This window comes from Alkanindiges illinoisensis DSM 15370, from assembly GCF_000619845.1.
GTDB classification, from domain to species: domain Bacteria; phylum Pseudomonadota; class Gammaproteobacteria; order Pseudomonadales; family Moraxellaceae; genus Alkanindiges; species Alkanindiges illinoisensis.
Window position 1 is genome coordinate 445992 of sequence record NZ_JHUX01000003.1, and the last position, 25454, is coordinate 471445.

Annotated in this window: 19 protein-coding genes and 1 pseudogene; 19 read left to right on the plus strand and 1 reads right to left on the minus strand. The window is 48.2% G+C overall.

Annotated features, from left to right (window positions below; genetic code table 11):
- Positions 1–87 precede the first annotated feature (87 nt).
- Positions 88–3555, plus strand: coding sequence for a hybrid sensor histidine kinase/response regulator (locus Q337_RS0102375; protein ID WP_026470222.1), 3468 nt, complete (start codon positions 88–90; stop codon positions 3553–3555).
- Positions 3552–4475, plus strand: coding sequence for a response regulator transcription factor (locus Q337_RS0102380; protein WP_084494681.1), 924 nt, complete (start codon positions 3552–3554; stop codon positions 4473–4475). Before Q337_RS0102375 ends, Q337_RS0102380 begins: the two co-directional genes overlap by 4 nt.
- A 351-nt stretch (positions 4476–4826) precedes the next feature.
- Here Q337_RS0102380 and Q337_RS16475 read toward each other — a convergent pair.
- Positions 4827–5171 (minus strand): annotated as a pseudogene (locus Q337_RS16475) (Fic family protein); the annotation flags it as partial.
- A 254-nt stretch (positions 5172–5425) separates the two neighbouring features.
- Here Q337_RS16475 and Q337_RS16480 point away from each other — a divergent pair.
- The 17 genes from Q337_RS16480 to Q337_RS18740 all read left to right on the plus strand — a co-directional run bounded on the left by Q337_RS16480 (position 5426) and on the right by Q337_RS18740 (position 25177).
- Complete coding sequence (locus Q337_RS16480) at positions 5426–6289, plus strand: PaaX family transcriptional regulator (RefSeq protein ID WP_051526497.1); 864 nt, start codon at positions 5426–5428, stop codon at positions 6287–6289.
- Positions 6290–6320: 31 nt separating this feature from the next.
- A complete protein-coding gene (locus tag Q337_RS0102395) occupies positions 6321–7199 on the plus strand; it encodes an SDR family oxidoreductase (RefSeq protein ID WP_026470224.1) in 879 nt (292 codons plus the stop codon).
- 234 nt (positions 7200–7433) lie between these two features.
- Positions 7434–8453, plus strand: a complete 1020-nt coding sequence (locus tag Q337_RS0102400) for a fatty acid desaturase family protein (protein WP_026470225.1) — start codon at positions 7434–7436, stop codon at positions 8451–8453.
- A gap of 88 nt (positions 8454–8541) precedes the next feature.
- Positions 8542–8955, plus strand: a complete 414-nt coding sequence (locus Q337_RS0102405; RefSeq protein WP_026470226.1) for a PaaI family thioesterase — start codon at positions 8542–8544, stop codon at positions 8953–8955.
- A 462-nt stretch (positions 8956–9417) separates the two neighbouring features.
- The gene (locus tag Q337_RS0102410) at positions 9418–9843 is read left to right on the plus strand and encodes a hypothetical protein (protein ID WP_026470227.1); all 426 of its coding nucleotides are present in this window, start codon (positions 9418–9420) and stop codon (positions 9841–9843) included.
- Between the two features lie 139 nt (positions 9844–9982).
- Positions 9983–10591, plus strand: a complete 609-nt coding sequence (locus tag Q337_RS0102415; protein ID WP_026470228.1) for a BLUF domain-containing protein — start codon at positions 9983–9985, stop codon at positions 10589–10591.
- A 465-nt stretch (positions 10592–11056) separates the two neighbouring features.
- The gene (locus Q337_RS0102425) at positions 11057–12427 is read left to right on the plus strand and encodes a diaminobutyrate--2-oxoglutarate transaminase (protein WP_156935747.1); all 1371 of its coding nucleotides are present in this window, start codon (positions 11057–11059) and stop codon (positions 12425–12427) included.
- Positions 12427–13971, plus strand: a complete 1545-nt coding sequence (locus Q337_RS16485; protein ID WP_051526703.1) for a pyridoxal phosphate-dependent decarboxylase family protein — start codon at positions 12427–12429, stop codon at positions 13969–13971. The genes Q337_RS0102425 and Q337_RS16485 overlap by 1 nt, the downstream gene beginning before the upstream one ends.
- Positions 13971–15755, plus strand: coding sequence for an IucA/IucC family protein (locus tag Q337_RS0102435; protein WP_026470230.1), 1785 nt, complete (start codon positions 13971–13973; stop codon positions 15753–15755). The genes Q337_RS16485 and Q337_RS0102435 overlap by 1 nt, the downstream gene beginning before the upstream one ends.
- Positions 15748–17052, plus strand: coding sequence for a lysine N(6)-hydroxylase/L-ornithine N(5)-oxygenase family protein (locus Q337_RS16490; RefSeq protein ID WP_051526498.1), 1305 nt, complete (start codon positions 15748–15750; stop codon positions 17050–17052). Before Q337_RS0102435 ends, Q337_RS16490 begins: the two co-directional genes overlap by 8 nt.
- A complete protein-coding gene (locus Q337_RS16495) occupies positions 17036–18247 on the plus strand; it encodes an MFS transporter (RefSeq protein ID WP_051526499.1) in 1212 nt (403 codons plus the stop codon). The genes Q337_RS16490 and Q337_RS16495 overlap by 17 nt, the downstream gene beginning before the upstream one ends.
- Positions 18222–20126 (plus strand): IucA/IucC family protein, encoded by a 1905-nt coding sequence (locus Q337_RS0102450; RefSeq protein ID WP_026470231.1) that lies wholly within the window; start codon positions 18222–18224, stop codon positions 20124–20126. The genes Q337_RS16495 and Q337_RS0102450 overlap by 26 nt, the downstream gene beginning before the upstream one ends.
- Positions 20127–20163: 37 nt before the next feature.
- Positions 20164–20781, plus strand: coding sequence for a GNAT family N-acetyltransferase (locus Q337_RS0102455; RefSeq protein WP_026470232.1), 618 nt, complete (start codon positions 20164–20166; stop codon positions 20779–20781).
- 75 nt (positions 20782–20856) lie between these two features.
- Positions 20857–21225 carry a hypothetical protein gene (locus Q337_RS0102460; RefSeq protein WP_026470233.1) on the plus strand — a complete coding sequence of 123 codons (369 nt, stop codon included), beginning with the start codon at positions 20857–20859 and terminating at the stop codon, positions 21223–21225.
- On the plus strand, positions 21222–22460 hold the full coding sequence (locus Q337_RS0102465; protein WP_026470234.1) for an MFS transporter: 1239 nt from the start codon (positions 21222–21224) through the stop codon (positions 22458–22460). The genes Q337_RS0102460 and Q337_RS0102465 overlap by 4 nt, the downstream gene beginning before the upstream one ends.
- Before the next feature lie 11 nt (positions 22461–22471).
- The gene (locus Q337_RS0102470; protein WP_026470235.1) at positions 22472–24766 is read left to right on the plus strand and encodes a TonB-dependent receptor; all 2295 of its coding nucleotides are present in this window, start codon (positions 22472–22474) and stop codon (positions 24764–24766) included.
- Positions 24767–25003: 237 nt separating this feature from the next.
- Positions 25004–25177: a hypothetical protein gene (locus tag Q337_RS18740; RefSeq protein WP_156935679.1), complete on the plus strand. Its 174-nt coding sequence runs from the start codon at positions 25004–25006 to the stop codon at positions 25175–25177.
- Positions 25178–25454 lie beyond the last annotated feature (277 nt).

Genomic DNA, 25454 nt, shown 5'->3' on the forward strand with positions numbered 1-25454 from the left:
ATGAGAAAAACAATGGACCGATAGCATTGATCTTGGCGCGCTTTTTGAATTGATGAGATACGCTATTTTTTAAATGTTGTGTTATCCATGTCAGTTCCATTGCCAGACAGCGCAATTACCCAGCCGGAGGATGGTTCTGCCCCCCAGCGCATTATTAAGATCCGGCGTGACTACAACACCTGGGTAGCTGATGAAACGCTGGAAGACTACGCCTTGCGCTACACACCTAAAACCATGCGCAAGTGGTCGGAGTTCCGGGTAGCCAATACCGCCTTTGGTGCGGTGTCGTTTCTGGCCATGGAAGCCATTGGTGCTTCAATCGCGCTTAATTACGGCTTTATTAATGCTTTTGTGGCGATTTGCGTGGTGTGCCTGCTGATTTTTTTAACCAGCCTGCCTATCAGCTACTATGCAGCGCGCTATGGCGTAGACATGGACCTGCTCACGCGAGGTGCAGGTTTTGGTTATATTGGTTCAACCCTAACGTCTTTAATTTATTCCAGTTTTACTTTTATTTTCTTTGCCATAGAAGCCGCTATTATGGCGCTGGCACTGGAGCTGTTTACCGGTCTGCCGTTATATTTGGGTTATCTGGTCAGTTCGCTAGTGATCATTCCCGTGGTGCTGCGCGGCATTACGCTCATCAATAAATTACAGGCATGGACACAGCCCGTCTGGCTGATGTTGCTGATCCTGCCGTATGCCGCTTTGCTGTATCAGCAACCCACCATTCTGCATGACACGCTGAATTTTTCCGGCAAGTTCGGGCAGGCCCCAGAATTTAATGTGCTACTTTTTGGTGCAGCCTGTACGGTTATTTTTGCGTTAGTGGCCCAGGTTGGGGAGCAGGTCGATTATTTGCGCTTTTTACCAGCCAAAACGCCCCAGAACCGGACGCGCTGGTATGGCGCATTACTGACTGCCGGACCAGGCTGGATTTTGTTTGGCATGTTCAAGATTTTTGGCGGGGTATTGCTGGCAGTGCTGGCCTTGCAGCATTTTGTGCCGCTGGACAAAGCCTCTGACCCCACGCAGTTATATTTAATTGCCTATCAGTATGTGTTTGCCCAGCCAGAAGTGGCGCTGGCCTTTACCGCACTGTTTGTGGTGATTTCCCAGATCAAGATTAATGTGACCAATGCCTATGCGGGTTCGCTGGCGTGGTCGAATTTTTTTGCACGCCTGACCCATAGCCATCCCGGGCGGGTGGTGTGGCTGGTGTTTAATGTGCTAATTGCCGTACTGCTGATGGAACTGGGCGTGTTTCATGCGCTAGAGCAGGTACTGGGCCTATATGCCAATGTTGCCATTGCGTGGATTGCCGCACTGGTGGCCGATCTGGTGATTAACAAGCCGCTGGGCTTAAGTCCCAAGGGCATTGAGTTTCGCCGTGCCTATTTATATGACATTAATCCGGTAGGCGTGGGCGCTATGCTGATTGCCTCGGTGCTGTCCATTACCGCCTATTCCGGGGTGTTTGGTGAGCTGCCCAAGGCACTGGCCTCGTTTATTGCCCTGACCACCTCATTTATTTGTGTGCCCTTAATTGCATGGCTGACCAAAAGCAAATACTACATTGCCCGTCCACCGACGATTTTTTATCAGGAGTTGCAAGGCTGCTGTATTTGTGAAAAAAAATATGAAAAAGAAGACATGGCCTATTGCCCGGCCTATCAGGATGCCATTTGTTCGCTGTGCTGCTCGCTGGATGCACGCTGCCATGACTTGTGCAAGCCAGAAGCCCGGTTGTCGTCACAACTACTGGCCATTGCCCAGAAAATCCTGCCTACCAGTTGGTCAACCCGCATCAATACCCGCCTAAGCTACTATTTGCTGTTGGTGCTGATTTTGACCGTACTGCTGGGTGCCAGCCTTGGCCTGATTTATTTTCAGGAAATCTTGGTATTGCAGGATTTTAACAGTGACAGTACTACCTCGCTGGCCCTGATTTTTATCAAGATTTTTGCCATTTTATTTTTGCTGATTTGCGTGGCGTCATGGTGGCTGGTGCTGACCTATGAAAGCCGCCGCGTGGCACAGGAAGAATCCAACCGGCAAACCACGCTGCTGGTTCAGGAAATTAATGCGCACCGCATTACCGACCAGCAATTACAGCAGGCGCAACAGGTGGCGGAGCGCGCCAATCAGGCCAAAAGTCGTTATGTCACTGGCATTAGCCATGAACTGCGCACCCCGTTGAATAGCATTCTGGGCTACAGTCAATTGATTGCCAAGGATAACGGCCTGTCGCTGCAAAGCAAAACCCACCTCAATATCATTCATCGTAGCGGCGCGCACCTGATTTCCCTGATTGATGGCCTGCTGGATCTGGCGCGTATTGAAACCGGCAAGCTCACACTGGTGCCTACCGAAATTAATCTGCCGGAATTTTTAAATTATTTGGCGGATATGTTCAGGCCACAGGCCACCGATAAGGGCATTACCTTTATTTGTGATTTTTCCGAGCACCTGCCGCAATATATTCGCAGCGATAAAAAACGGCTTGATCAGATTCTCATTAACATCATTGGCAATGCGGTCAAGTTTACCCAGCGTGGCAAAGTCACCTTTAAGGTCAGCTACCGTTACCAGACTGCCACCTTTGAAATTGATGACAGCGGTTGTGGCATTACCCCAGAGGACTTGCCCAATATCTTTAATCCATTTGAGCGTGGCGGCAATACACCAGCGCATGCCATTGCTGGGACAGGGCTAGGGCTGACCATTGCCAAATTGTTGACCGATTTGCTGGGTGGGGAAATTAATGTACGCAGTCAGGTCAGCGTGGGCAGTACTTTCCAGATTCGGCTATACCTGCCAGAGGTGCAAAGCCCCAAGCCCATTAGTTTAAATATCATTCACCAGATTACTGGCTATGAAGGCCCGCGCCAGAAAATCCTGCTGGTAGATAATGAAGAACTCGATCGCCAATTACTCTGGCAATTTTTGCAGCCCCTTGGCTTTGAGTTGGCCGAAGCTGATTCAGGGCTGGCTTGCCTGCGACTGGTGCCGGAATTCCAGCCGGACCTGATCCTGATGGATTTAACCATGCCGCACTTAAATGGCTGGGAGACTGCCAGCATTCTGCGCAACAATCATTTAACCTTAGCCCCTATCCTGATTGTATCGGCCAATGCCGAAGAGCAGGGCAAAAGCAACGATGCCCAGATTGAGCGTGATGATTTTATTGTTAAACCAGTAGACCTGTTGCGTTTGCTGGAGCGTATTGGCCAGCGGCTTCACCTGAACTGGATCAAGCTGCAACAACAATCCACGTCTACGAATGTCCAGCCAGCAGCGTTAGCCGTGGTAGGACTCAACGAAGCGGTGTGTACCGGCGCCCATACCATTAAAAATCCACTAAGCCAGACCGACCGACAGGCTTTACAACAACTGGTCAATATGGGCTACGTGCGCGGCATTAACAGCAAACTTGATGACATTGCCCGGCAGCAACCTGAGCATACAATAGCCATTCAACACTTAAAAACCCTGGCCAATCAGTTTGACTTCAAAGCATTACAGACGCAATTACAACAGGAGCAATGGCCATGAGCAGCGCTTTGCATGACCCATTAGCACAGGCAGGACAGGTAGTATTGATTGTGGATGACATACCGGACAATCTGGCGCTGCTGCACACTACACTGGATCAGGCTGGCTACACCGTGCTGGTGGCCACCGATGGCTATAGCGCCATAGAACGCGCCAGCAATTTTATGCCGGATGCCATTTTGCTGGATGCCATGATGCCCGGAATCAATGGCTTTGACACCTGCAAGCTGCTAAAGGAAAATCCGCTAACCCAGCATATCCCCGTTATTTTTATGACTGGCCTGACCGAAAGCGAGCATGTGGTGCAGGGTTTTCAAAGTGGTGGGGTAGACTATGTGACCAAACCGCTGCAACATGATGTAGTTCTGGCACGGCTTAAAACCCATATTAACAATTCACGGCAGGTACACCAGCGTGAACAAATGATCAATGCTGCTGGTATTGCCATGCTGGCCTTCAATTCAAGTGGCCAGCTCATTTGGCAAACCCCGCTGGCCCTACAATTGCTTCAGGACAATATTGAACAAATTGACAGCTTTTATTTAAAAATCAAGGAATGGTTCCAACACGCTGAAGCGCAATCCAGCCTGGTCATTTCTGGTATAAAGCAAAACCTGAGCCTGACCCGGCTTGTCGATACGAAGCAGACCGCGAATGGGCAAAGCAACCATCTAATCATGATCCAGACGCAGGACACCATTCCTGCACCTGAGATACTCATGCAATGCTGTGGCATCACCCCACGTGAGGCTGAAGTACTGCACTGGGTGGCACTTGGCAAGACCAACCGAGATATTGGTGAAATTCTGGAACTTAGCCCGCGTACCGTGAATAAACATCTGGAGCATATTTTTAGCAAGCTGAATGTAGAAACCCGTACTGGTGCCGTGTCAGCAGCACTGGGCCGTGTTAAAAAATAACAATTCTGGCAGGTTAATCAAATCTTATAAAAAACCTAGCCGGCTGAAAGCCTGGTCAACTGGTAGGGAGATACTCGCAAATCATGCAGCGGTACTTGCGCCTTAATTTACTGCGCATCAAGAGGTGGTTATGGCTGAGGTGGAAGTAAACTGTAGTATTATGAGGTAGGGGTATATATTTATTTTATAGTCTGGCTAAGCATCGCTATACTTGGTTCTGTGCTTATTATTCTATCTCATGCCCAAGTTTAGGCTAGTTTTATTCAAATTAATAAGCCGTATTTTATCTGAACACTACTTCTGATTAATTTATTCCAGTACCTGTTGATAAGGCTTAAAGCCATCCATGATAGCATTAGCGATGAGATAAAGATGAGCTGCCTGTTGATGATACCACTCGATAAACTGGTTCATTTTGTCAGCAATGATTGAATGATCCGGTGGAGTATAGGAAGCACCCGTAATAAGTACATTATTTTGCCAATAGCGACCAGCGTTCTCATAATCAATGTTTTTCAGGATGAGCTGATGAATATTACGAATTTGCCACTCTGAAAAAGGTTCATATTTTTTGATAATGTCTTCAACAAAAAAAATGTCATTGCGATGGTTAATGGCTTCAAAGTGCTCACGGATTGCTTTACCACCCACCGTAATGCCCTCAAGAACAACTTTGGTTTCAAGTAAAGTCAGTGTATAGGAATTTTCCAAATATTCATTTTTTATTGCAATAAGCTATTTTTAAAATTCATCTTTTAAACAGCAAGCGGTATCAGTTAATTTTAAAATTATATTTCATACATTGAATTTTAATTAATTAAATGTAATATTTGGCTGATGCTGTTGTTGAGAGCTGCTGTTGAGATTTGCTCCAACTCTAATATTGCTGCGATTCCCGTATTCTGAATTCCTGTTAATAGCCAAACCCTTTTTAAGCCACGTGGAAAGTTATGACCACTCAAAAACTCAATGCCCGTCATTTAATTACTGACTTGTTGCTGGCCTCTGAAGGGCAGGCGATTTCAATTAAGCAAATGATTTTAGCGGCCAAACTATTTGGGTTAAGTGAGAATGGCATCCGGGTGGCAGTGACCCGGTTATCCAGCGAGGGCGTGATTGTTGCTGCCGAACGGGGCGTGTACCAACTGAGTGAGCAAGCGCATGAGTGGGCCAGTGTGATGCTAAACCGCAGAACAGGGCTTAAGGAAACCAAGGTTTGGAAACAACAATATCTGGCGGTATTGACAGGAACTTTGGGCAGAGTGGATCGTACTGCGTTAAAACGCCGGGAGCGGGCGCTCAAGCATTATGGCTTTCGTGAGTTGGAACAAGGGGTATTTATTCGTCCTGATAATCTGGCGGCTTCTTTTGAGGATATTCTTAAGAATCTAAAAACCGCTGGTCTGGAGCCAGAAGCCAAGATGTGCCAGATCAGTTGTTTTGATCAGGCCACAACAGGAATGATCAAAAAGTTATGGTTAACTGAAACCTTGAATAAAAATTATGAAAAGTACAGTCATATCATCCAGCACTGGTTAAGCCGAGTACCGGCCTTGGGTCTTGAAGATGCAGCCAGAGAATCATTATTACTGGGTCGTCAGACTATCTCCTTATTAATGAATGACCCTTTATTGCCTGAACCTTTTATCAATATTGAAGCAAGAAACCAGTTTGCGGCTGATGTGCAGCAACTGGATCAGGTTGGTCAACAGCTTTGGCAACAGTTGCATGAGTTAACTTTGGGCACAACAACACCCGCCCTGTTAACTGCGGAAGACGCTGGCCACAAACAGAAGCAGCTTAAGTTCTGCTAATTAAATAATGAATTTGTGCGCTGGAGCCAATATGCCTTTATATCAGTCTGCCTTGGCAGCCAATATCTTTAATCAGCAGGTTGTTATTGTTACTGGTGGTGGTTCAGGCATTGGTCGTTGCACCGCGCATGAACTGGCGTCCCTGGGTGCGCAGGTGATTCTTACCGGAAGAAAAGAAGAGAAGCTTCAGCGTGTGCAGCAGGAAATCATTGAGGATGGCGGCAAGGCCAGCTATCGCGTTTGTGATAATCGTGATGAAGTGGTCGTAAAGCAAACGGTGGCTTCGATTGTTGCCGAGTTTGGCAGGATTGATGGTCTGGTTAACAATGCAGGCGGTCAGTTTCCTGCATTTTTAGAAACCATGTCGGCCAATGCGTTTGACAGTGTGGTGCGCAATAACCTGTTGGGAACATTTTTGATGATGCGGGAAGTGTTTAACCAGAGCATGTCAAAAACAGGGGGCAGTATTGTCAATATGACCATCGACATGTGGGATGGACTGCCGGGCATGGGTCATTCAGGTGCAGCACGGGCAGGGATTGATAATTTAACCAAAACGTCTGCACTGGAATGGGCCAGAGCCGGTGTCCGGGTTAATGCAGTTGCGCCGGGCTGGGTTATGGCATCGGGACTGGATTCCTATAAGGATGGCATGAAAGCCATGATTCCCACGGTTGCCGCCAAAATTCCATTAAAGCGTATGGCAACAGAATCTGAAGTGTCTGCACTGATGTGTTTTTTATTATCGCCTGCGACTGCGTTTATGACCGGGGTGAATGTCAGGATTGATGGCGGGGCATCGCTGGTTTCGCCGTATTTTCCGCTCCCAGACCATAATAATTCCAGGCCTTTTGAAGCATTTCATCGTGATGGCATACCGAATGTGATTAAGGAAATGCAAAAAGCTTAGCATTATTATTTTTAAATCATCTATAAGCAGTTACCTTAACACAGCGCTTGTCATTATCTTTTATACCTAGCGAACACTCAGGCATCTCTCAGGATGCCTTTTTTATTTTATGGTGATTTTAATTATAATTACATATTTTGAATTTAAATAAAATTATTGAAATATTTCTTTTTTGGTAATATTATTGAAAATATGAAATTAAAACCATTGGCGTCAAACGTGGAAGGATTAGGCATGAATACTCGTGTAAGCGTTGCTGAGCTGTTTAGCCGGGATGAAATCAGGGAACTGACTGAACCATCGGACAGTCAGGGTGGCTGGGCAGTGGCTTCAACCTGGGCAGTGATTGGAGCTACCTTTGCCGGGGTTGCTGTGTCATGGAAGTATTTGCCGGGTTGGGGCAAGCTGCTGGTTTGTGCTGCTGCATTGGCTATTCTGGCTGGACGGCAGTTGGCGCTGGCAATCCTGATGCATGATGCCTCGCACAGTAGCCTGTTTAAAAACAAGTGGCTCAATGACCATATTGTAGACTGGGCATGTGCCAAGCCAATCTGGAATGACCTGCATAAATACCGTGCGCACCATATGCGCCATCATGCCAAAACCTCTACGGTTGATGACCCTGATATGTCATTGGTGACCGGCTATCCCACCACTAAAAAATCACTGGCCCGCAAGTTTCTGCGTGATATTAGCGGGGTTACAGGACTGAAATTCAGTCTGGGCCGTGTCCTGATGGATGCCGAGGTTTTAAAGTGGACAGTTGCCAATGACAAAACCTGGTTGCCACGCGAAGGCCGTCAGTGGTATGACTATCCACGTGTCCTCCTGAAAAATAGCCGTGGCGCGATCATTACCAATGCCGCGCTATTTGGCGCTTTGTGGGCAGCAGGCCATCCCAAATTATATTTATTGTGGCCGCTGGCGTATCTCACGCCGTTTCCCTTATTTATCCGCATCCGTTCCATGGCCGAGCATGCGGGAATGGAAACCAGTAACTCGGCACTCACCAATACCCGCACTACCAAGGCTGGCTGGTTTGCACGGGCTTTTGTAGCGCCAATCCGGGTGAACTATCACATGGAACATCACCTGATGGCCTCCGTGCCTTATTTTAAGCTACCAAAGATGCATCAGTTATTGCGTGAGCGCGGTTATGCGCCTGAACCGCCAACCTATCGGCAAGTGATGAATTTGCTGTCGAAAAAGTCTGGTAAGGTTGATAGTACTCAAACTGCCATCCAAAAAAGCTAGTAAGTCAACAGAATAAAGCTTAGCTAGCATTCATTTGACAGAAAGAAGCAGGTTTAACAGTCTTAATAACATATTAGGGAAGTTTACAATGGGTGCATCCAAAGCGGAAATCACAGCATTTTTAGCCCGTGAGTTTCAGCAGGCGCAAGCAAAATGCGAGATTGATGAGGTTTCGGATCGACGTGCAACGATTATTTACCGGACGGATCACAATGATTTACGCCCCGGTGGAACGGTGTCTGGCCCAACCTTGATGCTGGTTGCCGATTTTGCCCTTTATGTGGCGATTCTGGGAACGGTTGGCTTAATTCCCCTGGCAGTAACCACCAGCATGACGCTTAATTTTTTGCGTAAACCTGCCGGTGATCAGGAGATTATTGGCGATTGCCGACTCATGAAAGTGGGCAAAACCCTGGTAGTGGGTGAAGTTTGGTTGTATTCAAAAGGTATGGATGAACCCGTTGCGCATGCGGTGGGAACTTATGCCATTCCAGCCCAATAGTTTCAGCACGTTATAGTTAATAAGCTGCTCAATCATGATGGGCTAAGCTTGCTTGACCAGTTAAGATAGATAGCCCTACAAAATTTGCTGGCAGTTTTTAGCAGATTTGCCCGTGAATTATGTTTAATCTGCCTATAGGTACTGCGATTTTTAGCAGTCATTTTCCCGGCCAAAGTGATGGCTTTCTGCATGAGGTTTTCGGCCCTATAAACCTGATTGACAATAGTAAAGTTTGGTATCCCAATAGAAAGTAATGCACAGTTGTTTGTAAAGCGAAGTGATCATCAACCATTAATAGGGTGGACTAGATTAAAGGTCATTTAAAGAAGCTGATAATCATGGCCGCGCCTGTTGATCTGCCAGCAGACACAAATCTTAACTAATATTTAATCTTGGGATATTCAGTTAGGCTCTGTATCATGTAGCATCCGTTCTTTAAGTTAACCCCTTAAGGCAAACACAATGACTGGTGAAAAACCTGAGATTATGCATGCCCATAAAGAAAAAATTGATTTCAGGTACAGTTTTGAGATCAGTGGTTTTAAAAAATCTACAGGGAAAGGCACCATCATTATTGATGATCAATTGCCGGATGAAGAAATTAAGCAACTTATCAATGACTTTGTATTAAAAAAAGTCCGTGAATTCCTGAAGGGAAAAACCATTACCCCCCAAGGAAATTTTACGATTAGTACCAATATTGAAATCACTAAAATTTCCCGGTTAGCGCCCTTGAATAACATGATTTATCCGGGGGATGAATCAGGGCAGGTGACTAGCCGTAAATACATCGTGTTTATTGTGGGAGTAGCTTTTGTGCTCCTGATGTTTTGGGTAGTGCTGCTTAATACACCGTCGCTCTCTTCAATAAAATGGCAGAGTCACTAAACCACTAAACTCGTACACCGCCAGACTTAAATCTATAAAAAGAAAGTTAATGAAAGTTGTACTTCATTCATTTTTCAGGCTTTCTGGTCAGCTATGATGATGTTTTATAACAATACTCATTAAATAGAGCCTTGAGCATATGCAAAATTGTGAACGTGTGGTGTTTATCAGCACGATCAGTACTGAGCTGATTGATCTGGCAGAAACGCTCCAGCAACTTCGAAATAGTGGAATCGCCTATCACGTGCGTGAGGAGGTAACCGGGCTATTGCTGTATAGCGAACAGTATATCTTTCATTGCATCGAAAGCAGGCATGGCGGAATGGATCAGTTCAAGCACGATTTAATGGCTTATCCTCATTATCGTCATCAAAAGCTGATCTATGAACAGGCTGGCGTTGAGCCTCGATTCAAGCGCTGGAGCATGGTATATGCAATTACCGAAACACATATTCAGGATTTTATCCAGAAACAGCGCTGGTCTACATTTAATCCCTACCTGCTGGAAGGAGCAGTGCTTGATGAGTTTATGGAGCTGATATATAGCTATGGTAACAACCACAATACTGTAGTGATTCAGGCTAATGACCAGGTTAATTCCAGCTATCAGCCTACTCAAGCCACACTTGGCAACCCTAAAAAAACCTGCGGTATGCTCATGATTGCACTGGGCTTATTGCTAGGGGTTATTATCTATGGCCTGAATTACTTTGGGCTAATGCCCGACAGCTATAGTAAAAGCTGGTAAGTTCAGAGCAGGGCATGACTTTACCTACAATTTTTAGAGTTGCAGGCCATCTTTAAGCACCTAACCCCTGAATGATTCAGCATATCTTTGGTTTATGGTCATGCAATGTAATGACAAATGGCCTTGGATCAATCGTGTCAGCATAAGTTTTTTCTTTAAAAAATTGATCAAGCAAAATTTATATTTTACCAGCTACAAACAGGCTGCTTGGATTTTATAAGTTTCTATCGCTACTAACATTAATAAAATCATATAAAACCTTCTTTTAGTTGATTGATTTTTAGAAGTCATTTTTAAAGTTATTATTTGTTGAATCAGTAGAAATTTATTATTTAATCTCTGAGTGCGGGATCAAACAGTATAAAAATATCATTTTGTTAGACAAATTTAAAATATAAATGTAGTATTAATGATAATAATTAGCATTAACAATAAACAAGTGGAGAAATAATGACAGCTCAAGCAATGTTGGGTGCAGGCACTAAAACCTATAACAATGAGTACTGGCTGGAGCGACAAGCCTACTTTGAATCCAGTGTGCGCAGTTATCCGCGAAAATTGCCACTGGCCATTACCAGAGCACAAGGCTGCTGGGTAACCGATGCCAATGGCAAGGATTATCTGGATTGTCTGGCGGGAGCAGGCACACTGGCGCTAGGCCATAATCATCCGCACATTATTCAGGCCATTCAGCAGGTATTAGAGCAGGGCTTGCCATTACACACTCTTGATCTCACCACACCTCTAAAAGATGCCTTTAGTGAAAGCCTGCTATTTTTTTTGGCAAATAATGTTAATGATTATTGTTTACAGTTTTGTGGCCCTTCTGGCGCAGATGCCGTAGAAGCAGCACTGAAACTGGCCAAAACAGTAACCAAGCGGCGTCATATCATTAGTTTCTCCGGTGGTTATCATGGCATGACACACGGGGCACTGGCAGTGACGGGTAATCTGGCACCCAAGCAGCAGGTGAGCGGACTAATGCCGGATGTACAGTTTATGCCGTATCCGCATGCCTATCGCTGCCCGCTGGGTTTGGGTGCTACACAGGGCAGTACCGCACTGGCGCATTATTTTGAAAATTTTATTGAGGATGTGGAAAGCGGGGTTTGCTTGCCGGCTGCGGTGATTCTGGAGGCCGTGCAGGGTGAGGGTGGTGTCAATGTGGCTCCGGTTGCATGGCTGCAAAAAATCCGCGAGGTGACCCGGCGCCATGGCATTTTGCTGATTATTGATGAAGTACAGGCCGGATTTGGCCGTACTGGAAAACGCTTTGCATTCCAGCATGCTGGGATTGAACCGGATATTGTGGTGATGTCCAAGGCAGTCGGCGGCGGCTTACCACTGGCAGTACTGGCCATTCGCCGCGAGTTTGACCAGTGGCAGGCAGGAGCACATACCGGCACGTTTCGGGGCAATCAGTTGGCTATGGCAACCGGGCTTGCCACCCTAAACTACCTGAGCCAGCCTGACAACCTGTTACAGGTACAAAAACAGGGCGATGCCTTAATGCAGCAGCTCACAGCCTTGCAAAATCAGTTTGCCTGTCTGGGGCAGGTGCGTGGTCTGGGCTTGATGCTGGGCATTGAAATTGTTGATGAACGCCTGCCGGCAGATCATCTGGGGGCATATCCGGCTGATGCGGCGCTGGCGGTTGCCATTCAGCAGCAGTGCTTTGAGCATGGCCTGTTACTGGAACGCGGTGGCCGCAATGGAACAGTTATTCGCCTGTTGCCACCGCTGATTATTTCCAGCAGTGAATGTGAGCAGGTGATTAGCCGCTTCAAGGCAGCATTGCAGGCCGCTTTGCTAGAGCAGCGGGGTGCCGCAGCATGATGCATACCAGTAGTACTTCCAGCAGTAGCACTTCCAAAAATCAGGTTGAGCACTTTTTGCTGTGTGACAGTGAGATTTCCCGGCAACACTATCAGCAACAGTTAGAGCAGGCCATTAAAGGCATTCAACAGTGGTTATCCGAACCAGACATGTATTCCGGGCTGGATGTTTCCACACTGGCGCAATCCATCCATCTCAATATTGGCAACGAATCACAGCCTGCTGAACAGGTGATCGGGCAGGCGCTGGAACAATATCTCAAGCATAGTCTCAAGGTGCATCATCCGCATTGTGTGGCACATTTGCACTGTCCCACCTTAATGATTAGCCAGACCGCCGAACTGCTAATGAACGCCAGTAATCAAAGCATGGATTCGTGGGATCAAAGCCCGGCTGCTACCTTGATTGAAATGAAGCTGATGGCGTGGTTGCGTGACTTGGCAGGCTATAGCGCTGGTGATGCCGGGGTGTTTACCAGTGGTGGTACGCAAAGCAATCTGATGGGCTTGTTACTGGCGCGTGATGCGACGGTAAAACGGGTTTGGAATGTTGAGGTGCGCACTCAGGGCTTGCCGTCTGATGCCCAGCGCCTGCGGGTGATTTGCTCCAGCCAGGCGCATTTTTCAGTACAGAAAAACATGGCATTACTGGGATTGGGCTATCAATCGGTAGTGGCTATTGACTGTGATGCAAAAGGCCGGATGGATATTAATGCCCTAGAGCAAACCATTGTGCAATTGCAGCAGGATGATTATGTCATTGCAGCAATTGTGGCAACTGCAGGGACTACGGATATCGGCGCAATTGATCCTTTGCAGCAGATTGTAGTAATTGCCCAGCAACATGATATTTGGCTGCATGTCGATGCTGCCTGGGGCGGGGCGTTACTGTTATCAAAGCGCTATCGGCATTGGCTGGCTGGGCTGGAACAGGCAGATTCCATCACCCTGGATTTTCATAAGCACTTTTTTCAACCCATTAGCTGTGGGGCATTTTTATTAAAAAATCCGGCCCATTTTGCCCTAATGCATTATCAGGCTGATTACCTGAACTCGGCATTTGATGATATGCAGGGCGTGCCCAATCTGGTGGCCCGGTCACTGCAAACCACACGCCGTTTTGATGCGCTAAAGCTATGGATGAGCCTGCAACATCTGGGTATAGCGCAGTTTGGCAATCTGGTTGAACATGGCATTGATCTGGCCCGGCAAATTGCAGTCTGTATTAAAGCTGATGCACAGTTGCAACTGATGATTGAGCCACAATTGTCCAGTGTGCTGTTCCGGTTAAATTTTCCTGAATTAACAGCTAACCAGCTAGATTTGTTGAATCAGCAGGTGGCTGATCACTTACTACAAAGTGGACAAGCCAATGTTGGCGTAACTCGCTTTCACCAGCAGACCTGTCTCAAATTAACCATTTTAAATCCGGTAATTACATTGCCTGATCTGGAGCAATTACTGGCGCTGGTCAAGCAGCAGGCCATTTTATTGTTGCAGCCAGCCGAAGCGCAGCAGGGAATTCGCCAACAGGAGTGCATGTGATGAAACAGCATGCCAACCGTCTGGCGTTACAACACCTGATTAATGCCTATGCGCAGGAAACAGGCCGCGGCCATCTTATTTTGCCTGCCCAGCAAGATTCGGTGCAGCAAAAAATCAGTCAGCACAAGCCTTTGCTTTGTCTGAAATTAAGACCGTTAAACCTGAACATGATGGTGCCACTGGATTACGCTAGCCAGCTGGGCAGGCACCGGATTGCAGCTGAACCCTGGCTATGGCAGGACAATCAATGGCGTCAGTTGAGCCCTGTACTGGTGGCCAACCTGTTGCTGGAAGATATTGTACAAAGTAGCAGGCGACCAATTGATGCAGCTAGTGTGCTGGAGCGCTGGGTGCAAAGCCGGGATGCCGTGCAATACTTTTTGCAGCAGCGTGCACAGACACTGGATGAATTGGTAGCGCCAAAACAGAGTTTTATATTTAGTGAACAAGCCTTGCTGGCTGGCCATGCCATGCATCCAACGCCCAAAAGTCGGCAAGGCTTTATGCATGAAGAATTTGTGCAGTATTCGCCCGAAACCCAAGGGCAATGCCAGCTACATTTCTGGCTGGTGGCACCGGATTATATCGCGGAAAGCAGCGCAGATAATACCTTGCCAACAGCCACCCTCAGGCAACTTTTAAAGCCTGTTGCCACTACACGCCAACAGGCTTTAATGCAGCAATATCCACAATGGAAATTATTGCCGTTGCATCCGTGGCAGGCGCGTTATTTAAGCGGCAAAGACTGGTGGCAACACCTGCTTGATGCAGGCCAACTGGTTGATCTGGGGCGCATGGGTTGGCAACTGTCACCCACTACGTCTATTCGCACACTGGCGGCTATCAATGCGCCGTGGATGTTCAAGCCGTCCTTGTCGGTTGCCATCACCAATTCGATTCGGGTCAATCAGGCGCATGAGTGCCTGCGCGGTGAAACCGGTTGCCGCTTGTGGCGTAGTGAGTTTGGTGCACAGTTGCAGCAGGATTATCCAACGCTGGCAGCCATTAATGATCCAGCATGGATTGCCTTGCACTGGCAGGGCAAGGTGGTCAATGAGACTATTTGTATTTTGCGTGACAATCCTTTTGATGAGCATGTGCAGGTGAGCTGTATGGCCAGCCTGTGTCAGGATCATCCCATCAAACCGGAAAACCGCTTGCAGCAGATTATTGCTACCTTGGCTATGCAGGAAAATCGCCCGCCCGAAGAGATTGCCACAGACTGGTTTGCACGTTTTCTGCAAGTAGCCGTAGAACCCATGCTGGGTATTTACATGCGCTTTGGCATGGCATTTGAGGCGCACCAGCAAAACACCCTGCTTGAGCTAAACCAGTTATGGCCGTCCAAATTCTGGCTACGTGATAATCAGGGCTTTTACTATATTGAAGAATATGCCCAGCAGATTATTGAGCTGTTTCCAGTTTTAGCCACCGATGCCCAGTCCGTGGGGCCAAAGTCCTTTGTGGATGAACGGGTGATTTATTACCTGTTTGGCAATACGATTTTTGGCCTGATCAATGCGCTGGGGGCAACGGGTTTTATTGATGAAACTACCTTGTTGCAACGCTTGCAATACACCTTGCAGGCTTTGCTAATGCAGTATCCCGAAAGTACTTTACTGCACTGGCTGCTGACTGCTGACACCTTGCCATATAAGGGCAATTTGCTCACCCGTTTGCATGAGCTGGATGAACTGCTGGCACCACTGGAATTCCAGTCGGTCTATGTAAACATCAACAATCCGCTCAAGGTCGGCTCACAGCAGGAGCAGATTTATGCTTGATATGATTGGTATTGGCCTTGGGCCATTTAACCTGAGTCTGGCAGCGCTGCTGCATCCGCATCATACGCAACTGGATTATTGCTTTTTTGAGCAAAAAGCCGCGTTTTCATGGCATGACGGCATGTTACTGCCAGGCACCACACTTCAGGTTCCGTTTATGGCCGATCTGGTGAGCATGGTTGACCCCACCAGTCCGTTTAGTTTTTTAAATTATCTGAAGCAGCATGGCCGGCTGTTCAAATTTTATTTTCTGGAAAAACTGCACATCCCCCGGCAGGAATACAACCATTATTGCCAATGGGTGAGCCAGCAATTAAGCCGTATTCAGTATCAAAGTCAGGTCACCGCAGTTTATCCAGTAAAGGATGGGTTTGCAGTAGACGTGCAGCAAGCTGGCCAATGCCAGACTTATCACACACGTGCGCTGGTGCTAGGAACGGGTACTGTACCCGGCCTGCCGGAATGCCTAAGAGCCTTTAGCCGCGATTATCCACAATATTGCTTTCATTCAGCCGACTTTATGCAAAAGGGTGAGCAGATTCAGTCGGGGCGCGTGGTGGTACTGGGTGCTGGTCAATCAGCAGCAGAGGTATTTCAGTCGCTGTTTGCGCGACAACTCAATGCACAGGGGCAGGCGCAGTACCAGATTGACTGGCTCACCCGCGCCAGTGGGTTTTTCCCCATGGAATATTCGGCGCTGGGACTGGAACATTTTACCCCGGATTACACCCGTTATTTTTACCAGTTGCCACAAGCCTTAAAAGACCAGCTTGTGCCTAATCAGGGCCTGTTTTACAAGGGCATTAGCTTTGGCACCATTGCCGCAATTTATGAACAACTGTATCACCGCACCATTGCTGGCCAGTCACAACAGGTCACGCTGGCCGGCTTGAGTGAACTGGTGCAGGCATCACGGCAGGACAACCGATTTGTGCTGACTTTTAAGCAACAGCAGCAACAGCAATACTTTGAAGTTATTGCAGATTACGTGATTAGTGCCACCGGTTATCAGCATCGTCTACCAGCGTTTATGCAGGGTCTGGATGAGGTGCTGCAACGCGATAAACAGGGGCGCTTGCGGATTAGTGCCAATTATGAAGTGGCGCATCAGGCCCAAGGCCGGATTTTTGTGCAAAATGCCGAGCTGCATACGCATGGAATTGGCACACCGGATCTGGGTCTGGGCGCATGGCGCGCAGCCACGATTATTAATCAGTTACTGGAACAACCTGCGTATGAATTGGTGAGCGATAACACCTTCCAGCAATTTGGAGCAGCCTATGCGCCTGCTGGGTAGCAAATCCTTACTGTTGTGTTGTGGCTTTCTGTTTGTATTTACCGAAACCGTATTATCGCCGTTTTACCCGCAGTTTTTTCAGCAGGTGTTTGGCCGTACGGATCTGGCCCTAACCGGTAATTATGTGGCAACCTGCCGTCTGACGGTACTGCTGGCAGCACCCTTATGGGGTTTGCTGGCGCGCCGGATTGATGCCATTAAACTGCTCATTATTGGCCAAAGCATGGCTGCAATCCTGACCGCCTGTTTGTCGCTGGCCACAAATCTGACGGTATTTTTTACTTTAACCATTGCCTTGCTGCTGTTTAAAAGCAGTTATTTTCTGTTTTATAGCGCACTGATTGCATTGCAGGGCAAGGCACAGCAAGCCCAAACAGTGGGTCAGGTACAACTGGTGGTGCATCTGGCACTGATTGCATCAACGCTGGCCAGTGCCTGGGTGCTGTCGTTTGAGCATCCGCTGCAACTGTTTTTGCTGGTGGCAGTGCTGGATGTGGTTCAGGTGATGCTTTGTGTGATGGTACTGCGCCAGCGCAAAACACTAAAGCCTGTACAGCTACAGGCCACCGAGCCTGTATTAGAAAAGCCGCAGGGTTGGCCATTCACTACCATTATGGGGTATGGCCTTTTGGTGCTGGCTTTTAGCATGGCCACCAATGCAGTGCGGCCTTATTTAACCGCCTATAGCATGAATGTAATGCAACTGGATCGTTTGCAATCGGCATGGCTATACCTGCTGCCTTCCCTGATGGCTTTATGTGCCTATCCCTTACTAAAAAGCAAATGGCTGCATCAGCACAGTTTTGAGCAGCGCTATGCCGTATTGCTGGGTTTGCTGGTGATGAGTCTGCTTGGGCAGGCGCTGGCCAGTCATATCAGTCTGCTGTTTTTGGCGCGCATGCTGTTTGGTTTAAGCCTGCTACTGGCACAGACACAACTAGAGCTGTATTTGTTCCAGAACGCAGCGCATAGCCCGCACTGGTACTTCAGCCTTGCCAGCACCACCCAGCATGCCGGGCAGTTACTGGCACCGCTGGCGGCTGCACTGGTGGTTGGCATTTATGGGTTGGCCGCACCATTCTGGCTGGCTGCTTTCATTCTTTTACTTTCCTTTATTTTTATTGCAGTCGGCTTAAATGACCGGCCTGTATCCAGACGGAGTATTGCTCATGACCGTGGCATCATTACAAATTAACCAGCAGCAATGGCAACAAGCAGGTACACGCCTGATTGAAATGGCCATTGCCGAGTTTTTATATGAAGAAATCATTGAGGCGCAAAAGCTTGAGGCCCACAATATTGAAATACAGCAGATTGAAACACAGCAGACTAAAGCACAAGAAATAGCTAGCGTTGCTGGTACTGCAACCAAACTAGCAGTCTGGCAAGTCAATCTGGGCGAGCAGTATTATCAGTTTCAGGGTTTTCAATATCAGCTGGGTCACTGGTATATCCAGCCCGGCTCGGTGCGCCAGTATGCAGTGCCTGTTGCAACTTTGTCTGAACCATTGGTACAGGCTGAGCCTGCCTGGAACCTGCACCAGTTTATCACCAGTGTGGCCAGACAAGCTGAGGTCAAGCCCTTTACCATGACCTATCTGGTTAAGGAAATGAACAATACCTGGGTGGCAGAAGCGCATTTGTTTGATCAGCAGCGCCCGGACAGCAGAGCCATTACCAATCTGTCGGCTGCCGAAGTGGAAGGGGTATTACGCGGCCATCCGTGGCTGATCATGAGCAAGGGCCGCATGGGTTTTGGCTACCACGATTACCTGAATTTTGCGCCGGAAATGCAGCCCAAGCTACAGCTACTATGGGTAGCAGTGCATCAGCAACTGGCGGATTATCACCATATTGACGGACTGGATTTGCAAACCCTGTATGCACAGGAGCTGGATTCGCAGCAATTAACCGAATTTTTGCAGCACATTCGCGATGCTGGTCAGCAGCCGGATGACTATATCTTGCTACTGGTGCATCCGTGGCAGTGGCATCACTGGCTGATGAGTACCTATGCTGGTGAAATTGCCAGCCAGCACATTATTGCACTGGGCCTGTCACAGGACTGGTACATGCCCATGCAGTCCATTCGTACCTTTAGCAACATTAGCCACCCTGAGCGGCGCTATGTCAAATTGCCATTAAGCATTTTTAACACAGCGGTTTACCGCGGCCTGCCATCTGACCGTAACAAGGCAGCGCCAGCGTTTACCCAATGGCTCAAGACCACCTTTGCCAATGATGCCGTGTGGCAGCAAACCGGACTGGTGCTGCTGGGCGAAGATGCCACAGTGACGGTTGACCAGCCCTGTTTTGACCAGATTGATGGCGCGCCCTACCAGTTTAAGGAGCTGTTTGGCTGTCTATGGCGTGAAAGTGTGCAGGGCTATTTACAGGATAGCGAGCAGGTTCTCAGTCAGGCAGCGCTTGTGCATCGTGATCTGGACGGCCATTCGGTATTGACGGCATTAGTAGAGCGCTCTGGCCTGCAACCGTTAACCTGGCTTAGGCAGTTTGTGCAAGTGTGTATGACGCCATTGCTGTATGGCTTGTATCGTTATGGACTGGTGTTTTCACCGCATGGCGAAAACAGTTTGCTCATCCATGAAAATGGCTTACCCAAGCGCATGGTAATCAAGGACTTTATTGATGACGTGAACCTGATTGATGAAGCCTTTCCTGAGCTGGCCAGCCTGCCGCCAGAAGCTAAGGTTTTGCTACGTCATACAGCACAGGACCTGACGCACTTTATTTTTACCGGCCTGTTTATTGTGCATTATCGCTATATCAGCAGCATCTTTTTGCAGGACTTTAACCACACTGAGGCGGAGTTCTGGCAACAAGTGGCTGATGTAGCGCATGAATTTCACCAGCAGCATCCCGAGTTGAACGAGCGCATTCAGAAATTTGACCTGTTCCGCCCCCAGTTTGAAAAAATCTGCCTAAACCGGGTTCGCCTGTTTAGTCATGGCTATGCCGATGATGCCGAACGGCCTTATCCCACCATTTTGCATGCGATGCCCAATCCGATCCACGCCGATGTACTGGCCCAGTGGCACCAAGCCAGCGCTTAAGCCATTCAACTTAAACTAAACAATAAAGGAATCCATCATGACCACCGTTTCACGGCAATTACCCGATTATTATGAATACGAAGAAGAAGGAACCACCTATTACCTCAAGCAGGTACGCTATCCCGAACACATGCCATTACTGCACCGCTGGATGCATGAGCCGCATGTGATTCCGCAGTGGCAACTGAACCTGCCGTTGGTTGCCTTGAGTGTTTATTATGAAAAAATGCTGGCAGATGACCATCACCGCTTGTATCTGGTGGGCATCAATGGACAGGACGTGGGCTATACAGAAATCTATGAGGGGAAACGTGACCGTCTGGGACGTTATTACAATGGCGATCCTGACGATCTGGGCTGGCATTTGCTGTTTGGTGAAACCTCGGCCTTTGGCAAGGGGCATTTGCGGCCAGTCATTCGCATGCTGAGCTACTTTATTTTTGAAAATTCCAATGCCAAAAAAATTGTAGGTGAGCCGGATCACACGGTAAAACCCTATGCGGCTGTAGTAGCAGAGCTGTGCTATGAATTGCAGCGGCTTATTCCCATGCCGGAAAAAACGGCGGCGTTATATTATTGCGATCGCGATACCTTTTTGGCCAAATTTCCTAAAAATTCCTTAAATACCAGCTATAAAGCACAGGTTAATGTCTAGGCATGACTTGACTAATTTTTTAGGCTGCTTAAAATAGTGATAATTATTATCATTATTACTATAAGTTATTAAATTATGCCAATAGAAGTAAACGGCTGGCCCATTGTAAAAATGTGTTTTTGGGGGAATATCACCCAGATACAGTTTGAGCAATGGCTGGCCACCTTAACAAACTATCTTGAACGCAATCAGCCTTTTGCAGTTATAAGCTGGACGGAAGAACCTTTATCACTGCCGGAAGGTTATCGCCAGCTTGAAGCCATCTGGTACAAACAGTACAAGCAGCAGTTTGCCCAGTGCTGCAAAGGTCTGGCGCGGATTGCCAGCGATGATGCCGAGTTTGCCAGACTCAACACACCAGCCATGCACAAAGCCTGGAGTTGCCCTTATTTTGTGTACCGTGATCTGGCTACAGCACAGCATTGGGCCGGAGAACAGTTATGAATCAGTTCACAGCTATGAATCAGTTCAATGCGCGGCAGGTTAGCCTGCTGGTCATCATGCTGTACCTGGCACATGCGCTACCGCTGTATTTTTTTAATGTGGCGATGCCTGCCATTTTGCGCCAGCAGGGGATGGACTTGCGCTGGATTGGCATGCTGTCCTTGCTGTATTTACCATGGGCCTTCAAGTTTTTCTGGGCGCCGCTGGTAGATCGTTATTTTATTCCAAGACTGGGACGGCGACGCAGTTGGCTTGTATTGACCCAGCTGGCTGTCATTGCAGGTCTGCTGGCTTTGGCTGTCATGCGCATTGATTATGGCTTGTGGCCATTTGTACTAACTGCCCTATGGATTTCAACCATGGCAGCCACGCAGGATATTGCCATTGATGGCTATGCGGTTGATGTTTATCCGGCCACACACTATAGCCTGGCCAGTACCATGCAAAGCATTGGCATTGCGCTGGGCAGTATGCTCGGGGGTGCTGGAACCCTGTGGCTATATGAAAATTATAACTGGCAGATGGCTTTGCTCAGCCTAACAGGGCTGATTGCCATGACCACGTTGTCGGTGTGTTTTTTAAAAGAATCCAGCGATACCCGATTTCTGGAAAAATACAAGCCCAGCCTGCGCCGGGTGTTTTCACGGCCTGAAATTCGTCGCCTGCTGCTGGTAATTGTGGTGTATCGACTGGTGGAATCACCAGCCATGGCCATGCTCAATCCCATGCTGGTGGATGCCAAATGGTCACTCACCCAGATTGGGTTATTGTTTTCAGTGGCGGGTGCGGCAGTGGGTTTGCTGGCTGCGGTGGCTGCTGGCTGGCTGGTCAAACGGCAGGGCAGTATGCGCTGGTTACTGGGTGCTGGCTGGCTGCGTAGCGTCATTTATATGGTGGTGGCAATTGCATTGCTGTCTGGCACGATTGGCTTTTGGGGCTATGCCGCAGCGGTTGTCAGTATTCTGGCCGTGCGCTATCTGGCCATGACCGCGCTGTATACCTATTTTATGGAGCATTGCTCCAGGCAGCAGGCGGGTACTGATTTTACCGTGCTGGTGTGTTTTGAATTACTGGTGTTTTTCCTTGGTGCTGCATTATCCGGTTTTATAGCCAAGGCGTTGGGGTACGGTAACCTGTTTGCCGTGTTGTCTGTTGTTTCCATTATTAGCGTCATCCTTAGCCACATGCTTATGCGTCCAGCCACGGTATCGACGACTTATCAAACGAAAACTTAAGGAGTTTTGGGATGCGTATCACGCATTTTAGTCTGTCCCTGTTGTCGCTGGCGATCAGCACTCAAATTTATGCCGAGGTAACCAGTAACGCTCAGGCGACCAGCACGTTAAGCCCGATTGTGGTCACGGCCACCCGTACCCCCACCAGCATTGCCCAGATTGCCGGAACCGTGCAGACCATTGCGCAGGCAGAGATTGTGCAACAGGCCACCCCCGGCAGAAAGCTTGCTGATATCCTGGCACAACTGGTGCCATCCTTGGGCGCATCCAGTGGCACAGTGAGCAACTATGGCCAGACCATGCGCGGCCGTCAGGTACAAATCCTGATTGACGGTGTACCGCAAACCGGCTCGCGTGATGTGTCACGCCAGCTTAACAGCATTAGCCCAGCGCTGATTGATCATGTGGAAGTGGTATCCGGTGCCAGCAGTATTTACGGTGCCGGCGCAACTGGCGGTATTATTAATATCATTACCCGCCGAGCTACCGAGAGTGAGCCGCTAAATTTTGAAACTAAAGTGGGCATTACCGCAGGCGACCATTTTTCCAGTGATGCCCTGGCTTATGAAGTCGGCCAGACCGCAGCGTTTAGCCATGGTGCGCTGGATGGTTTTTTAGGGGTTAATTTTACCCAGCGCGGTGAACAGCAGGATAGCCGTGGTGAGCGGATTGCTCCTGAACCGGCACAGGCCGATCGTCAGGATACCCAGACCATTGATGTCAATGGCCGCCTGAACCTGCGTTTAAACGACCAGCAGCGCATTAGCCTTGGCGCGCAATATTATAATGACGAGCAGGACAGTGACTATGCGCCGGATTATGGCCCGAATTTGTCCGCCCTGCTGGTACGGGGTTATCAGCCCAGTCTAAAAGCCATCAAGGGCCTGCAACTGGATCAGCAGCCACTCACCAGCCGTTATGCCATCAATGCCCAATATCAGAATGATGACGTGCTTGGGCAAGTACTCACCACCGAAGCCTATTATCGACATGAAAAAAGCCGGTTTTTTCCATTTGTGACGGCTATTAATGTGGCACGCGCGCCATTAAGCGATGCACAAAAACAGCAGCTGGCTGCCCGGGGCTATGCCGTATTGCAATCCGAGTCTGAAGTTGAAGTAGCAGGTGCGCGTGCTGCCTTGCAATCAAGCCTGAATTTGGCTGATAAAACCCTTGAGCTGACTTATGGGGTGGATTACGAACAGGAAACTGACCAGCAGCAGGCTGAAAGCTTTGACCTGAACAGGTTTATGGCCAGTAATGGTCTGACTTATCAATCCAGTGGAAAGAGCTATGGCTTTGGCCCGGATGTTGACATCAATAAACTGGGCGTATTTTTGCAATCCCGGTTGCCGCTGAGCGATCAACTGAGTGTGCAGGCTGGTATCCGCCACGAACAGATTGACAGTGACAGCAAGCAATACATTCCAACTAATGAGGCTATGCTGGCCGACTTGCTGGCAGCCTACTGGGTGCCTTATCAGCCCTCCGCGGTGGCCGCAGGCAAGGTCAAGCACAATGCCACCCTGTTTAATCTGGGCACAGTGTATGACTTAAACGATGCACAACAGGTGTTTGCCAATTTTTCACAAGGCTTTAGCTTGCCGGATGTACAACGCATGCTGCGGGATGTGCAACCGGGTTTTGTGGTGAGCTCAGATAATATTGAACCCATCAAGGTCAATAACTATGAGCTGGGCTGGCGCATGCAGGGCGATGCAGGCCTAAATCTGGGACTTACCGGCTTTTATAATACATCGGACAAAGTCAGCCAGTTTAACCGGGATTACAGTGTAACTATTGCTGATACCGATGAGCGCATTTACGGCGCAGAAGCCAGTTTTAGCGTGCCAGTACTCACCCAGTTTAAGGCAGGTGGCACACTGGCCTATACCCGTGGTCAGTTCAAGGATGCCGCAGGCGAATGGCGTGAACTGAATGCATTCCGGGTTTCGCCAGTCAAAGGCACGCTGTTTGGCGAATGGAATGATGACCATGACAACGGCTTGCGCATACAAATGCTGGCAGTTGCAGGCTCTGACCGCGCCTATAACGATGCCCAGCAAGCAGCTTACAACAGTACAGTACGGGCAACACCAGCCTCTAAAATCAAGGGCTATGCAGTAATGGATGTACTGGCTCACGCGGCAGCCTTGGGCGGGCGCATTGATTTTGGGATATATAACGTCTGGAATACTGCATATCGCAGTGTCTATAGTCAGGAAGCTGCTTCCACCTATGGCCTGATGTCCAGCATTCCTGCCGAAGGGCGGACTTACGGTTTAAGCTATACCGTGCGCTACTAGCAAACCCATTTCCGTTGATTGCTGTATCGCCAGCGGCGCAGCAATCAGGTGATAAACTGCTAGATAATACTCACAGATAATAAGAAGTATTAAGCAATCTTGGCCAAACTTAGTTAAGACTTTAGTTTGTTGAGGAATAGTTAAGTTAGATACCTCATTGTTTAATCTGCATAGTTTCTGTTGACAATATAAATTACCCTTAACTTTTAAGCCTCATCACTTCCAGCGAGAGAGATAATGGTCATTACGATTAAAGGTAAAAAATATAATGCTCAGCATATTGTGAGCATGGATGTAAACGATGGCATGCTTTACGTGCATCTCAGCACGGGGGAACTGGAAAAAATTGATTTTGATGATGAGCAGGAAGCCAATCAGGTGATAGACACTTTTGAGCGTGCCTTGGCTTAACCCGACTTAACGGGGTGCGGCAGTACAACGAAAGTTATTGATATTTAGCACAGGACTGGCAGGCAATGGTGGCGTTGTCCAGTAATACAGGGACAAGCCGGAAATTGCTGTCTAGACGCAATTTCCGATTTTCAAAACCTGACACATCATAAATTTTTGCAGGACTTTGTAGAACTGGGCAACATTCAGGAAGTGTAGACACTGCTGGACTTTTGTGGCTAGCATAACATCGCCTCAGGCATTGAAATGATTGACATGCAGTGTAACCAGCCGGACG

What these genes read in the sequence shown, in the direction of transcription:
- Q337_RS0102375 (WP_026470222.1), top strand. Translation starts at nt 88, where the DNA reads ATGTCAGTTCCATTGCCAGACAGCGCAATTACCCAGCCGGAGGATGGT.
- Q337_RS0102380 (WP_084494681.1), top strand. Translation starts at nt 3,552, where the DNA reads ATGAGCAGCGCTTTGCATGACCCATTAGCACAGGCAGGACAGGTAGTA.
- Q337_RS16480 (WP_051526497.1), top strand. Translation starts at nt 5,426, where the DNA reads ATGACCACTCAAAAACTCAATGCCCGTCATTTAATTACTGACTTGTTG.
- Q337_RS0102395 (WP_026470224.1), top strand. Translation starts at nt 6,321, where the DNA reads ATGCCTTTATATCAGTCTGCCTTGGCAGCCAATATCTTTAATCAGCAG.
- Q337_RS0102400 (WP_026470225.1), top strand. Translation starts at nt 7,434, where the DNA reads ATGAATACTCGTGTAAGCGTTGCTGAGCTGTTTAGCCGGGATGAAATC.
- Q337_RS0102405 (WP_026470226.1), top strand. Translation starts at nt 8,542, where the DNA reads ATGGGTGCATCCAAAGCGGAAATCACAGCATTTTTAGCCCGTGAGTTT.
- Q337_RS0102410 (WP_026470227.1), top strand. Translation starts at nt 9,418, where the DNA reads ATGACTGGTGAAAAACCTGAGATTATGCATGCCCATAAAGAAAAAATT.
- Q337_RS0102415 (WP_026470228.1), top strand. Translation starts at nt 9,983, where the DNA reads ATGCAAAATTGTGAACGTGTGGTGTTTATCAGCACGATCAGTACTGAG.
- Q337_RS0102425 (WP_156935747.1), top strand. Translation starts at nt 11,057, where the DNA reads ATGTTGGGTGCAGGCACTAAAACCTATAACAATGAGTACTGGCTGGAG.
- Q337_RS16485 (WP_051526703.1), top strand. Translation starts at nt 12,427, where the DNA reads ATGCATACCAGTAGTACTTCCAGCAGTAGCACTTCCAAAAATCAGGTT.
- Q337_RS0102435 (WP_026470230.1), top strand. Translation starts at nt 13,971, where the DNA reads ATGAAACAGCATGCCAACCGTCTGGCGTTACAACACCTGATTAATGCC.
- Q337_RS16490 (WP_051526498.1), top strand. Translation starts at nt 15,748, where the DNA reads ATGCTTGATATGATTGGTATTGGCCTTGGGCCATTTAACCTGAGTCTG.
- Q337_RS16495 (WP_051526499.1), top strand. Translation starts at nt 17,036, where the DNA reads ATGCGCCTGCTGGGTAGCAAATCCTTACTGTTGTGTTGTGGCTTTCTG.
- Q337_RS0102450 (WP_026470231.1), top strand. Translation starts at nt 18,222, where the DNA reads ATGACCGTGGCATCATTACAAATTAACCAGCAGCAATGGCAACAAGCA.
- Q337_RS0102455 (WP_026470232.1), top strand. Translation starts at nt 20,164, where the DNA reads ATGACCACCGTTTCACGGCAATTACCCGATTATTATGAATACGAAGAA.
- Q337_RS0102460 (WP_026470233.1), top strand. Translation starts at nt 20,857, where the DNA reads ATGCCAATAGAAGTAAACGGCTGGCCCATTGTAAAAATGTGTTTTTGG.
- Q337_RS0102465 (WP_026470234.1), top strand. Translation starts at nt 21,222, where the DNA reads ATGAATCAGTTCACAGCTATGAATCAGTTCAATGCGCGGCAGGTTAGC.
- Q337_RS0102470 (WP_026470235.1), top strand. Translation starts at nt 22,472, where the DNA reads ATGCGTATCACGCATTTTAGTCTGTCCCTGTTGTCGCTGGCGATCAGC.
- Q337_RS18740 (WP_156935679.1), top strand. Translation starts at nt 25,004, where the DNA reads ATGGTCATTACGATTAAAGGTAAAAAATATAATGCTCAGCATATTGTG.